Source organism: Bradyrhizobium sp. ERR14 (assembly GCF_014198235.1).
Classification (GTDB): domain Bacteria; phylum Pseudomonadota; class Alphaproteobacteria; order Rhizobiales; family Xanthobacteraceae; genus Bradyrhizobium.
Window position 1 is genome coordinate 114,428 of the sequence record NZ_JACIHD010000020.1, and the last position, 12,207, is coordinate 126,634.

13 protein-coding genes are annotated in these 12,207 nt (G+C 64.3%); all 13 read left to right on the forward strand.

Annotated elements, in window-relative coordinates; all coding sequences use genetic code 11:
- The first annotated feature begins 1 nt into the window (after window position 1).
- The 13 genes from GGD62_RS33665 (at window position 2) to GGD62_RS33725 (ending at window position 12,096) form a co-directional block, all read left to right on the forward strand.
- Window positions 2-1,774, forward strand: a complete 1,773-nt coding sequence (locus GGD62_RS33665; protein WP_183712487.1) for an ABC transporter permease subunit — start codon at window positions 2-4, stop codon at window positions 1,772-1,774.
- Window positions 1,761-2,468 carry an ABC transporter ATP-binding protein gene (locus GGD62_RS33670; protein ID WP_018320622.1) on the forward strand — a complete coding sequence of 236 codons (708 nt, stop codon included), beginning with the start codon at window positions 1,761-1,763 and terminating at the stop codon, window positions 2,466-2,468. Before GGD62_RS33665 ends, GGD62_RS33670 begins: the two co-directional genes overlap by 14 nt.
- Window positions 2,469-2,504: 36 nt before the next feature.
- A complete protein-coding gene (locus GGD62_RS33675) occupies window positions 2,505-3,755 on the forward strand; it encodes an ABC transporter substrate-binding protein (protein ID WP_183712489.1) in 1,251 nt (416 codons plus the stop codon).
- Between the two features lie 34 nt (window positions 3,756-3,789).
- Window positions 3,790-5,028 (forward strand): ABC transporter substrate-binding protein, encoded by a 1,239-nt coding sequence (locus tag GGD62_RS33680; protein WP_183712491.1) that lies wholly within the window; start codon window positions 3,790-3,792, stop codon window positions 5,026-5,028.
- A 41-nt stretch (window positions 5,029-5,069) separates the two neighbouring features.
- Entirely contained in the window at window positions 5,070-5,450 is a 381-nt protein-coding gene (locus GGD62_RS33685; RefSeq protein ID WP_028140570.1) for a carboxymuconolactone decarboxylase family protein, read from the forward strand.
- Between the two features lie 15 nt (window positions 5,451-5,465).
- On the forward strand, window positions 5,466-6,236 hold the full coding sequence (locus tag GGD62_RS33690) for an SDR family oxidoreductase (protein ID WP_183234553.1): 771 nt from the start codon (window positions 5,466-5,468) through the stop codon (window positions 6,234-6,236).
- Between the two features lie 22 nt (window positions 6,237-6,258).
- On the forward strand, window positions 6,259-6,999 hold the full coding sequence (locus GGD62_RS33695) for an SDR family oxidoreductase (protein WP_183712493.1): 741 nt from the start codon (window positions 6,259-6,261) through the stop codon (window positions 6,997-6,999).
- Window positions 7,000-7,022: 23 nt separating this feature from the next.
- Entirely contained in the window at window positions 7,023-7,739 is a 717-nt protein-coding gene (locus GGD62_RS33700; RefSeq protein WP_183712495.1) for a GntR family transcriptional regulator, read from the forward strand.
- Between the two features lie 24 nt (window positions 7,740-7,763).
- Window positions 7,764-8,738, forward strand: coding sequence for a tripartite tricarboxylate transporter substrate-binding protein (locus tag GGD62_RS33705; protein WP_183712497.1), 975 nt, complete (start codon window positions 7,764-7,766; stop codon window positions 8,736-8,738).
- Between the two features lie 235 nt (window positions 8,739-8,973).
- Window positions 8,974-9,603 carry a DUF1326 domain-containing protein gene (locus tag GGD62_RS33710; protein ID WP_018320630.1) on the forward strand — a complete coding sequence of 210 codons (630 nt, stop codon included), beginning with the start codon at window positions 8,974-8,976 and terminating at the stop codon, window positions 9,601-9,603.
- 50 nt (window positions 9,604-9,653) lie between these two features.
- Complete coding sequence (locus GGD62_RS33715) at window positions 9,654-10,478, forward strand: DUF2182 domain-containing protein (protein WP_183712499.1); 825 nt, start codon at window positions 9,654-9,656, stop codon at window positions 10,476-10,478.
- Window positions 10,479-10,705: 227 nt separating this feature from the next.
- The gene (zigA, locus tag GGD62_RS33720; protein ID WP_183712501.1) at window positions 10,706-11,920 is read left to right on the forward strand and encodes a zinc metallochaperone GTPase ZigA; all 1,215 of its coding nucleotides are present in this window, start codon (window positions 10,706-10,708) and stop codon (window positions 11,918-11,920) included.
- Window positions 11,917-12,096 (forward strand): hypothetical protein, encoded by a 180-nt coding sequence (locus tag GGD62_RS33725; RefSeq protein ID WP_183712509.1) that lies wholly within the window; start codon window positions 11,917-11,919, stop codon window positions 12,094-12,096. Before zigA ends, GGD62_RS33725 begins: the two co-directional genes overlap by 4 nt.
- Window positions 12,097-12,207: the final 111 nt, after the last annotated feature.

The window sequence follows — 12,207 nt, forward strand, 5'->3', positions numbered from 1 at the left end:
CATGCTGCGGATGCGCTCCTTTCTGCCTCCCCTGCTCTTCACGCTCGCCTATGCGGTCGTGTCGCTCGGCGTCACTAACTCCTACTATCAGCTCATCCTGACGCTGGTCCCGGTGTGGGCGGTATTCGGGCTGTCGTGGAACCTGCTCAGCGGCTACACCGGCCTGATCTCGTTCGGCCATGCCGCCTTCTTCGGGATCGGCGCTTACGCGACCGCGCTCGGCCAGATCTATTTCGACATCTCGCCCTGGCTGCTGATCCCGGTCGCCGCCATGCTCGGCGGCATCGCCGGGCTCCTGATCGGTTTTCCGACCTTCCGCCTGCAGGGCCACTACTTCGCGCTGGCGATGCTCGCCTACCCGCTCGCCATTCTCTACGTGTTCGAATGGCTCGGCTTCCAGGAGGTGACGCTTCCGATCAAGCGCGAGGCGCCGATCGCCTACATGCAGTTCGCCGATCCGCACCTCTACACGCTGCTTGGGCTGGCGCTCATGCTCGCCACCATCGTTCTGACGCAGGTGATCGAGCGATCGCGCTTCGGCATGGCGCTGCTCGCGATCAAGCAGAACGAGGCCGCGGCCGAAGCGGCCGGCATCAACACGCTGGCCTGGAAGTTGCGCGCGATCACGCTCAGCGGGGCGATTGCCGCCGCCATCGGCGGGTTCTACGCGCAGGTGCTGCTGGTCGTGACCCCGGCATCGGTGTTCGGCATGCTGGTGTCCGCGCAGGCGCTGACAGTCGCGATGTTCGGCGGCGTCGGCACGGTCTGGGGCCCGGTGATCGGCTCGGTGATCCTGATCCCGCTCGCCGAGATCCTGCATGCCGAAGCCGGCGCGCGCATCCCCGGCATTCAGGGCGTCATCTTCGGCATCGCCATCGTCTGCGTCATCCTGCTCGCGCCGGAAGGCCTGTTCTGGAAACTGCGCGACCTCCAGCGCAAGCGCACCGCATCCAAGGCGGCGGTCAGTGATACACCGGAAGCAGCAGCTGCCAACGTGACGGCCCTGAAGCCGGCTGCGCGACAGCGTGCCGCCACCGGCGAGGTCGTGCTCGAAGTGAAGAACCTCTCGCGGTCCTTCGGCGGCCTCAAGGCCGTGCAGGACGTCAGCTTCAAGCTGCACGAGAACGAGATCCTCGGCATCATCGGCCCCAACGGCGCCGGCAAGACCACGCTGTTCAACCTCCTCAACGGCTTCCTCAAGCCGAGCCAGGGCGAAGTGCTGATCGACGGCCGCAACATGTCGGGCCAGCGGCCGCACGTGATCTGCGAGGCCGGTATCGGCCGCACCTTCCAGGTGATGCGGCCGTTCCTGCGCATGTCGATCCTCGACAATGTCGTGGTTGGGGCCTATGTGCGCGCCCGCTCCGACGATGAAGCCCGCAAGCTTGCCGCCGACGCGGTCGCCCGCGTCGGACTCTCTGCGGTCGCCGACCGCGTCGCCGGCGAGCTCTCGACCAAGGAGCTGCGGCTGATGGAGCTGGCCCGCGCGATCGCCGGCCAGCCGCGCATCCTGCTGCTCGACGAGACACTCGCGGGCCTCGGCCACGGCGAGGCCGACGAGGTCGTCGCCGTGATCCAGCAGCTCGCGCGCGACGGCATGACCATCGCGATCATCGAGCACACCATGCAGGCGATGGTGCGGCTGGTCGACAGATTCCTCGTGCTCGACCACGGCGCCGTCATCACCGAAGGCCTGCCGGAAGTGGTGACGCGCGACAATCGCGTGATCGAGGCCTATCTCGGCAAGAAATGGGTGGGCCATGCTGCGAATTGAGCGATTGAGCGCGGGCTATTCGGCCAAGCCCGTCCTGAACGACGTCTCGATCAATGTCGGCGCGGGCCAGTTCGTCGCGATCGTCGGACCCAACGGCGCCGGCAAGACCACGCTGTTCAAGACGATCTCCGGCATCGTCAAGCCGAGTGGCGGCGCGATCACGTTCGACGGCGTCGATCTGCTCGCGGTGCCGCCGCCACAGCGCGCCCATCTCGGCATCGCCCACGTCCCGGAGGGACGCCAGGTCTTCCCGTCACTGACCGTGATGGAGAATCTGGAGATGGGCGCGATGACCGAAAGCGGCCGGCGGGACTGGCAGGCCAATATCGAACGCATCTTCGAATGGCTGCCGGTGCTGAAGGAGCGCCGCGATCAATTCGCGGGCACGATGTCCGGCGGCCAGCAGCAGATGCTCGCGATCGGCCGCGGCCTCGCCTCCTCCCCGAAGCTTCTGATGCTGGACGAGCCCTCAATGGGGCTGGCGCCCTCGACTGCGGACTTCATCTTCGAGCGGCTGATCGAGATCCGGCGCCAGTCCGGGCTGACCATGCTGCTGGTCGAGCAGCGGGTCGCGGAAGCGCTGGAATCTGCCGACCACGGCTATGTCCTCGAAGCCGGACACGTCGTGCTCGAAGGCAACAACGCCACGCTGCGCGCCGACGACCGCGTGCGGAAGGCCTATCTCGGCATGTGACGACGATAAAAAAACAGGGACCAGGGAGCAAACAAAATGGACAAGACATCGAAGAGTAAAATATCGACGGGCCTCACGCGCCGCACCGTGCTCTCCGGCGCCGCGGCCGTCGGCCTCGCCGGTGTAGCGCGCGCGCAGGCAGCTGGCGAGATCAAGGTCGGACTGATCGTGCCGCTGTCGGGCATCTACACCCGCCCCGGCCAGGTGATGAAGATGGGCGCCGAGATGGGCATCGAGCACATCAACGCTCAGGGCGGCATCAAGGCGCTCGGCGGCGCCAAGCTGAAGCTGGTCGTGATCGACTGCGGCGATACCACAGAAAAAGCCAAGAACGCGGCGCAGCGCATGGTGGCGCAGGAGCCCGATCTGGTCGCCGCCACCGGCTCCTATCTGTCCTCCTTCACGTTGGCTGTCACCGAGGTGACCGAGCGCGCCGAACTGCCGGTGCTGACGCTGTCCTATTCGGACCTGCTGACTGACCGCGGCTTCAAATACATCTTCCAGACCGCAGCGACCGCGAGCCGCCAGTCCGAGCTCGGCCTGCCGACGCTGATGAAGCTCGCCGAGAATGCCTCGGGCAAGAAGCCGAAGACCGTGGCGATGCTGATGGACAACACCGCCACCTCGGTCGCCACCGCCAAGGCGCTGAAGGAAAAGCTGTTCGCGCAGGAGGGCCTCCAGCTCGTCGTAGAGGAAGTCTGGACCCCGCCGCTGTCGGATGCGACGCCGCTGATCCAGAAGGTCCGCTCGGCCAAGCCAGATCTGCTGCTGTTCATGCCCAATGCGGTGTCGGACGCCAAGCTGGGCCTCGAGAAGATCAGCGAGTTCGGCCTCGGCCAGGGCAAGATCCCGACCGTGTCCTTCAGCATCACCATCGCCGAGCCCGACATGCTGCAGAGCGTGAGCCCGGAGACGGTGCAAGGCATCATGACCATCGTCGCCAATTGGGGCTCGAAGGGCCACGAAGCCCTGATCGCCGAGCTCAAGGCCAAATACAAGGAGCCCTGGATGACGCAGAACGTCATCTCGACCTATGGCGACATGTGGCTGATGAAGGAAGCGCTGGAGAAGGCCGGCAAGGCCGACCGCAACGCGGTCGCGCAGGCCTTCCGCACCATGGATGCCGGCCCGTCGAAATATTATCCGGGCGGTCAGCTCAAATTCGACGAGAAGGGCCGCCGCGTCGGCGCCGGCGTCGTCATCGTGCAATGGCAATCGGGCGTGCCTGTCACCGTTTATCCGCCCGAGCTCGCGCAGGCGCAGCCGTTCTGGCCGAAGAAATCCTGACAACGTCGCGCAATTTTTCAGGAAGGAGATTGTCATGACTGCCAAGGGCAAGATCACGATATCGCGGCGAACGCTACTGGCCGGCGCCTCCGGCACGCTGATCGCGTCCCGCGCCGGCTGGGCGCAGCAACCGTCTGAAGTGAAGGTCGGCCTGCTGGTGCCGATCTCGGGGCTCTATGCCCGTCCGGGAACGGTGATGCGCGAAGGCGCCGAGATGGCGATCGACCACATCAACGCGCAAGGCGGCGTCAAGGCGCTCGGCGGCGCCAAGCTGAAGCTCGTGGTGCTGGATTCCGGCGACACCACCGAGAAGGCCAAGAACGCAGCGCAGCGCATGGTGGCGCAGGAGACCGATCTGGTCGCAGCCAGCGGCGCTTATCTGTCCTCGTTCACGCTCGCGGTGACCGAGGTGACCGAGCGCGCCAACCTGCCCATGCTCACCCTCTCCTACTCCGACCTGATCACCGAGCGCGGGTTCAAGTACGTGTTCCAGACCGCGGCCACGGCGGGGTCGCAGGCGCGGCAGGCGCTGCCCCAGATCATCAAGCTGGCGGAGACGGCCTCGGGCAAGCGGCCGAAGACGGTCGCGATCCTCACCGACAACACGGGGGCTTCGATCGCCTCCGCCAAGGCGATGCGCGACGGCCTGCTGGCGGAGAACCAGCTGCAGCTGATCGTCGACGAGACCTTCACCCCGCCGCTGGCGGATGCGACATCGCTGGTGCAGAAGATACGTTCGGCCAAGCCCGATCTGTTGTTCTTCCTGCCGACCGTGATCTCGGACGCAAAGCTGCTGCTCGAGAAGATGAACGAGTTCGGCCTCGGCCAGGGCAAGATTCCGACGATCTCCTTCGGCATCGCGATCGCCGAGCCCGACATGCTGCAGACCGTTAGCCCCGAGCTGCTCCAGGGCGTGTTGACCTGCGTTGCCAGCTGGGGCGCCAAGGGCCATGAGGCGCTGATCGCCGAGTTGAAGACCCGCTACAAGGAGCCGTGGATGACGCAGAACGCGATCTCCACCTATGGCGACATGTGGGTGATCAAGGACGCGCTGGAGAAGGCCGGCAAGGCCGATCGCGTCGCCGTCGGCGAAGCGCTGCGCACCATGGATGGCGGCCCCTCCAAATATTACCCGCTGGGCGAGATCAAGTTCGACGAGAAGGGCCGCCGCGTTGGCGCGGGCATGACCATCGTGCAGTGGCAAGCCGGCATTCCAGTCACGGTGTTCCCGCCCGAACTCGCGCTGGCAAAACCGTTCTGGCCCAAGAGCTGACCTAAGAGCTGACAACGCCAAACCAAGAAACGGAGACCACAATGGACAAGGCGACCTACGACCGCGGCCTCGAAATCCGCAAGAGCGTGCTCGGCAACGAATTCGTCGACAAGGCGATCGCATCCGCGGACGAGTTCAACCGGCCGATGCAGGACCTCACCACCGAATATTGCTGGGGTTACGTCTGGGGCCGCGAGGGCCTCACCCGCAAGACACGCAGTTTCCTCAACCTCGCAATGCTCTGCGCGCTCAATCGCCCGCACGAGCTGAAGACCCATGTCCGTGGCGCGCTCGCCAATGGCGCGACCAAGGAGGAGATCCGTGAGGTCTTCATGCAGGTCGCGATCTATTGCGGCGTGCCGGCGGGCGTCGATGCGTTCCGGAATGCGAAGGAAGTCTTCGCCGAGCTCGACAAGACATAGCGGAGCGTAGCTGCGATGAAGGGCAAATGGGCACTCGTGACCGGTGCGACCGCGGGCCTCGGCTTCGCCGTGGCGGAAGGCCTTGCCGGCGCGGGCGCCAATATTGTCCTGCACGACCTCGCTCAGCCGAAACAGGTCGCAGATGATCTGCGCGCCCGCTTCGGCGTCGAGGTCATCGCAGCCGGCGCCGATCTGTCTCGGCGCGAGGCGATCGAGCCCATGATGGCGGACCTGCTCGATCGCTGCGGCGCCATCGACATCCTCGTCAACAACGCCGTCGTGCGGCATTTCTCTGCCATCGACCAGTTTCCGCCCGAGCGCTGGGACCAGGCCCTCGCCGTCAATTTGTCGGCGCCGTTTCACCTCATCCGCCTGGCGCTGCCGGCGATGAAGCAGCGCGGCTGGGGCCGGATCATCAATATCGGCTCGATCTATTCAAGCCGCGCGGTCGAGGACCGCATCGACTACGTCACCACCAAGACAGCGATCGCAGGCATGACCCGCGCGGTGGCCATCGAGACGGCGCGCAGCGGCATCACCTGCAACACGCTCTGCCCCGGCACGCTGCCGACGCCGGCCATCCTCAACAAGATCGCGACGATGGCTTCGAGCAGCAATCGTCCGGTCGACGACGTCACCCGCGACTATCTCGGCGAGCGCCAGCCGACGCAGCGCTTCATCGAAATGGATGCGGTCGCCGCCATGGTCGTCTTCCTCTGCGGTCCGGCCGCAAACGACATCACCGGCGCCAGCCTGCCGATCGACGGCGGTTGGTCGGTTGCATGAGAACTGGAATGGGAGTGCTGCGATGACTGAACAATCGGGACAAACCGTCGTGCTGACCGGTGCCGCCGGCGGTATGGGACGGGCCATCACCAAGGCGCTGCTCGACAGCGGCCGCCGCGTCGTGCTGGTCGATCGCGACGCCAAGGCGCTGCAGGAATTCGCGGCAACGTGCGGCGACGCGGTGTTTCCGATCCAGCTCGACGTCAGCGATGCAAAGGCCGTCGATCGCCTGCCCGATGCCATTCCCGGTCATTTCAAGCCGGTCGAAATTCTCATCAACAATGCCGGCCATGACATCGGCGGCCGGACGCGCTTCGACATCGGTTCTGCGGACGACTGGTCCAAGATCATCCAGACCAATCTGATCGGCCTGATGCGCGTGACGCGCGCGATCCTTCCCGGCATGGTCCAGCGCAACGCCGGCCATGTCGTCAACATCAGCTCCATCAACGCGGTGCGGATCGTGCCCGACATGGCGGCGTACAGCACCAGCAAGGCGGGCGTGCACATGTTCACCGAGACCCTCCGGGGCGAGCTGGCGGAAACCGCGATCCGGGTCACCGAGCTGCAGCCCGGCCTGACCCGGACCAATATCATCCTGACCCGCTACCGCGGCGATACGCAGAAGGAAAAGGACTATTTCGACCAGTTCAGGATGGCGCTCGATCCGGCCGATATCGCCCGCTCCATTGTCTTCGCCCTCGACCAGCCCGCCCACGTACAAATTGCCGAAATGATGATTCTGCCTGTAAACCGGTACTGAGTTTTCCCGAACAGGACCCGGACATGGAAAGACGCCGCGAATTGCAGTCGACACTCCGCATCGAGGACGTCCCGACCGTCCGGGCGATGGTGGCGCAGAAGCTGCGTGAGGCGATCATGTCGGGAACGTTGAAGCCGGGCCAGCGCCTGGTCGAGCGCGAGCTTTGCGAGATGATGGGCGTCAGCCGCCCCTCGATCCGCGAAGCGCTGCGTGCGCTCGAAGCCGACGGGCTGGTCAATACGGTTCCGCACCGCGGCCCTGTCGTGTCCACGATCAGCCTCGAAGAGGCCCGGCAGCTCTACGCGGCACGCGCGGTGCTCGAGGGCTTCGCCGGCCGCGAATGCGCCAGGCTTCACGACCCCGAGGTCGCGCGCCGGATCGGCGACGCCCTGACACGGCTGAAGGCCGCCGCCGCCAAGCAGGATCTCGTCGGCAGCCTCGAAGCCAAGACCGATTTCTACGCGGCGCTGATCGGCGGCTGCCGCAATGCCTTCATCGAGCGCATGCTCAAGCCGCTGCACGATCGCATCCAGCTGCTGCGGATCACCTCGATGTCGCAGCCGAAGCGGATCAACAAGAGCCTTCGCGAGGTCACCGCGATCTGGCGCGCGATCCAGAACGGCGATCCGGATCTCGCCGAGCGTTGCTGCGTCGACCACATCAATGCGGCTGCGGTGGCCGCGCTCGACATGATCGAAAAATCGTTGGCGGCCAAGGAGGCGGCGCCTTCCGACGACTAGAACAACGCCGCCAGGGAGTGTTCGATGAAGTTTCTCGTACGATCGCTGATCCTGTTCCTCCTGCTCTGCCCTCGCGATGCGGCGATCGCTGACGATTACCCCGCCCGCCCGGTCACGGTCATCGTGCCGTTCTCCGCCGGCGGTCCCGGCGACGTCATCGCGCGTATCCTCGGCAGCGCCATGAGCGCGACACTGAAACAGTCCATCGTCATCGAGAATGTCGTCGGTGCCGGCGGCACGCTCGGCACCAACCGCGTCGCCAAGGCACCCGCGGATGGCTACACGCTGCTGCTGATGCATGTCGGCCAGGCCACCGCCCCCGCCCTCTATGCCAAGCTGCCGTTCGACCCGGTCGGCGATTTCGCCCCGATCGGGCTGGTCACCGACGTCCCGATGATCCTGGTGGCCCGGCCGAACTTTCCCGCCAAGGATCTCACCGAGCTGGTCACGCACATCCGCAATGCCGGTGACAAGGTCACTTTCGGCAATGTCGGCCTCGGCTCGGCCTCGCAGCTTTGCGGCCTGATGTTCATGAGCGCCACGGACACCAAGCTCACCCCGATCTACTACAAGGGCGGCGGGCCGGCGCTGAACGACGTCATCGCTGGCCATATCGACGTCTATTGCGATCCCGCGACAGGGCCGACGCCGTACATCCAGTCGAAGACGATCAAGGGCTATGCCATCACCAGCAAGACGCGTGTCGCGACGCTGCCTGATGTGCCGACCTCGACTGAAGCCGGCGTTCCCGAGTTCAATGTCACGACCTGGTACGGTCTCTACGCACCGCGCGGCACGCCCAAGCCCGTCGTCGATCATCTCGTCGGCGCACTGCAGACGGCGCTGAAGGATCCCGCGCTGATCAGCCGCTTTGCCGAGCTCAGCATGGCGCCGGTCGAGCCCGAGCGCGCGACGCCGGAAGCCCTCGAAGCTTTCCTGAAAGCCGAGATCGGCAAATGGGGACGGATCATCAAAGCGGCCGGAATCGAGCCGCAATAGGTTCGCGCCATGTTCTGATCAAGTGCAGAAATATCCGAGATTTCAAAGGGAAGATTGACTTTGGGGCACTCGAGTGGCGGCCGCGTTGAGAGTTCAGGTGCAGTTCCAGCTGATCGGTGCACTTTTCCGTAGGTCGGCCGAGCCCCATTGCGGGACTTCGTCGCGAGGCGTAATTTTCAACTCTACGTAGCTCATTCGAAAGCATCTATCGGGTTCGGCCTAGCGGGAGCGAGCAATGGCGGATGTCCCATGGCACCTTTCCGGTGACTATTTCGAGAATTGCAGTTGCAGCATCGTGTGTCCCTGTCTGGTGTCGGCGGCGCCTCCATTGACCGCGAGACCGACCGAGGGCTTCTGCAACGTACCGCTGATCTTCCACATCGAAAGCGGCCGCTATGGTGAGATCGAGCTCGATGGACTCAACGTCCTCGTGATCCTCCACGCACCTGGGGTCATGGCAGACGGAGATTGGTCGGTGGCCGCCTATATCGATGAGCGCGCCAGTGATGAGCAGACCGAGGCCATGGCTGCGATCTTCACCGGCGGTGCCGGCGGTCCGATGGCCGCGTTCACGCCGCTGATCAGCAAGAACCTGGGGGTGCGCAAGGTCCCGATCACGTTCCGGATCGACGGCAAGACTCGGTCCGCGGAAATCCCCGGCATCCTGCACATGTCCGTCGATCCCCTGCCAACCATGCATCCGAGCGGGGAGATGTGGGCGAACATCGGCCATCCGGTCAGCCCCGATGCCATGGTGATGGCCGTCGGCGCCGCGGGCAATACTTTCAGCGATCATGGCATGCGCTGGGATAATTCCGGCAGGAACGGCCTCTATGCGCCGATCCGCTGGTCGAACCAGGCGTGATGTAAACTTCCGATACCGGCCTGCGTCAGGGCCGCCAATTTCGATCGCAAATGAAGGACAGCCCACTGGAAACCGTGCTGCGTCGCGATCGCTGGATCGTCGGCGGCGCGATCGGCCTCATTGTCGCGCTGGCATGGAGCTATGTGCTCTGGCTCGCCCACGACATGGACATGGGCGGCATGGACATGACCGGATTCCGCATGATCCCGGCCGGGATCGGAATCATGCTGCCGACGAGCGAGCCGTGGCGAACGTTCGAGTTCGCCTACGTGCTCCTGATGTGGGCGGTGATGATGATCGGAATGATGGCCCCCTCCGCTGCGCCCATGATCCTGATGTACGCCCGCGTAGGCCGACAGGGCAAAGCACAGAGCAAGCCGTTCGCCGCGACCGGCTGGTTTGCGGCCGGTTATCTCCTCGCCTGGTGCGGCTTTTCGCTGGCAGCCACCTTTCTCCAATGGGCGGTCGAGCGGGCCACCTTGCTGGATTCCCGGATGGCGCTCGCAAGCAACCTGCTCGGCGCCATCGTGCTGGTCGCGGCGGGTGTCTATCAATGGACGCCGTTGAAGAACGTCTGTCTCGCTCAATGCCAGTCGCCGTTTCTGTTCCTGATGCGCCATGGCGGCTTTCGCAGCGACCTGCGCGGCTGCCTGCTGCTGGGACTTCGGCACGGAGGCTATTGTGTCGGTTGCTGCTGGGTCTTGATGGCGCTGTTGTTCGTAGGCGGCGTGATGAACGTGCTCTGGATCGCGGTTTTGGCGCTGCTTGTCCTCCTGGAGAAAGTTACGCCGGTCGGACGATGGATCGCGCGCGCTGCAGGGATTGCATGTGTGGCCGCGGGCGCCTGGCTGCTGGTGTTCTTGCCGCAGTCGTGAGCAACCTCTGAACGGGCCGCCGCTCGTCTTTCGAGCCGTCCGGCATTCTACCTGCCCCGACCGCTCCGTGCAGGGCAAAGAACAATCACTTGAACGTTCGTAACTCCAGCTGAGCCGCAAAACGGCTTGACGACGACCCCAGCAATGAATGTAATGTTATAACATTACATATCCGGTCCCGATGCCCAACCGTCACCCTATCCCCTTGAAAAGACTGTTCGATCTCCATGCGAAAACTCCCCGTCACCGTCTTGTCCGGCTTCCTCGGGGCTGGAAAGACCACTTTGCTGAACCACGTCCTGAACAACCGGCACGGCCTGAAAGTGGCGGTGATCGTCAACGACATGAGCGAGGTGAACATCGATGCGGATTTGGTCCGTGGTGGCGGTGCGAACCTGTCCAGGACTGACGAGAAGCTCGTCGAGATGACCAATGGGTGCATCTGCTGCACGCTGCGCGACGACCTCCTGAAGGAGGTGCGCGCCCTCGCCGAAAACGACCGGTTCGATTATCTGCTGATCGAATCCACCGGCATCTCCGAGCCGCTGCCGGTTGCGGCGACCTTCGACTTCCGTGCCGAGGACGGCGAAAGCCTCTCCGACGTGGCACGCCTCGACACCATGGTCACCGTGGTCGATGCGGTGAATCTGCTGAGGGATTATTCATCGACGGATTTCCTGGAGCTGCGCGGCGAAGCGCTGGCGAACGACAAGCGCACGCTGGTCGATCTCCTCGTCGAGCAGATCGAATTTGCCGACGTGATCGTGCTCAACAAGGTCGATGACGCCTCGCCGGCACAACGCGAAGCAGCGCGAAAGATCATCCGCGCGCTCAATCCGGAACGGGAGCTGATCGAAGCCAACCACAGCCGGGTCGCCTTCGATCGCATTCTCGACACCGGCCGGTTCGACTTCGAAAAGGCGCAAGCACATCCGCTCTGGTTCAAGGAACTCTACGGTTTTGCCGATCACGTGCCGGAGACGGAGGAATACGGCGTGAGCAGCTTCGTCTATCGCGCGCGCCGGCCGTTCGATCCCGACAAGTTCGACAAGTTCGTGCGAGAGCCCTGGCCCGGCGTCATTCGCGCCAAGGGACATTTCTGGCTGGCAACGCGCCCGCAATGGCTGGGCGAGATCAGCCAGGCCGGCGCGATCACGCGCACCGAGGCCCTTGGATTCTGGTGGGCGAGCGTGCCTGCGGAACGCTGGCCGGACGACCCGTTCTGGCGCAAGCGATTGCGCGCGAACTGGAACGACGTCTATGGCGATCGTCGCCAGGAAATCGTGTTCATCGGCGCAGGCATGGACGAGCGCGCGCTCCGCGCACGCCTGGATGCCTGCCTTGTGCCGGGCAAGCCGGCCATGAACGTCACGGAATGGGCGAAGCTCGCAGACCCGTTTCCGGTCTGGCGGCGCGCGAACGAAGTCGTGGAACGCGAATGAGCAACGTCGTCCGCTTCGTCTCGAAATCCGAACTCGAGCGGCAGCGCCTCATCCGCGAGGCGCGTGCGATCTACGACAGCATCTTCCCGCCGGACGTCCCCGCCGGCGGCGGCGCGCATGATCCGTCAGATCAATGGGCGGCGCACGAAGCCGCCGCCGAAATCCAGCCCAAATAATAACAAGGGATGAAGGTGGTGCGCTCGGAGGGAACCAAGTAACGCTCCACAACGTTGATTTTGTTTGATAATTTCTGCTGACGACCAAAGCTCTGTATCCCAAATTGATCC

Excerpts from the sequence above, each read along its gene's own strand:
- GGD62_RS33665 (WP_183712487.1), top strand. The coding sequence starts at position 2 with ATGCTGCGGATGCGCTCCTTTCTGCCTCCCCTGCTCTTCACGCTCGCC.
- GGD62_RS33670 (WP_018320622.1), top strand. The coding sequence starts at position 1,761 with ATGCTGCGAATTGAGCGATTGAGCGCGGGCTATTCGGCCAAGCCCGTC.
- GGD62_RS33675 (WP_183712489.1), top strand. The coding sequence starts at position 2,505 with ATGGACAAGACATCGAAGAGTAAAATATCGACGGGCCTCACGCGCCGC.
- GGD62_RS33680 (WP_183712491.1), top strand. The coding sequence starts at position 3,790 with ATGACTGCCAAGGGCAAGATCACGATATCGCGGCGAACGCTACTGGCC.
- GGD62_RS33685 (WP_028140570.1), top strand. The coding sequence starts at position 5,070 with ATGGACAAGGCGACCTACGACCGCGGCCTCGAAATCCGCAAGAGCGTG.
- GGD62_RS33690 (WP_183234553.1), top strand. The coding sequence starts at position 5,466 with ATGAAGGGCAAATGGGCACTCGTGACCGGTGCGACCGCGGGCCTCGGC.
- GGD62_RS33695 (WP_183712493.1), top strand. The coding sequence starts at position 6,259 with ATGACTGAACAATCGGGACAAACCGTCGTGCTGACCGGTGCCGCCGGC.
- GGD62_RS33700 (WP_183712495.1), top strand. The coding sequence starts at position 7,023 with ATGGAAAGACGCCGCGAATTGCAGTCGACACTCCGCATCGAGGACGTC.
- GGD62_RS33705 (WP_183712497.1), top strand. The coding sequence starts at position 7,764 with ATGAAGTTTCTCGTACGATCGCTGATCCTGTTCCTCCTGCTCTGCCCT.
- GGD62_RS33710 (WP_018320630.1), top strand. The coding sequence starts at position 8,974 with ATGGCGGATGTCCCATGGCACCTTTCCGGTGACTATTTCGAGAATTGC.
- GGD62_RS33715 (WP_183712499.1), top strand. The coding sequence starts at position 9,654 with ATGAAGGACAGCCCACTGGAAACCGTGCTGCGTCGCGATCGCTGGATC.
- zigA (WP_183712501.1), top strand. The coding sequence starts at position 10,706 with ATGCGAAAACTCCCCGTCACCGTCTTGTCCGGCTTCCTCGGGGCTGGA.
- GGD62_RS33725 (WP_183712509.1), top strand. The coding sequence starts at position 11,917 with ATGAGCAACGTCGTCCGCTTCGTCTCGAAATCCGAACTCGAGCGGCAG.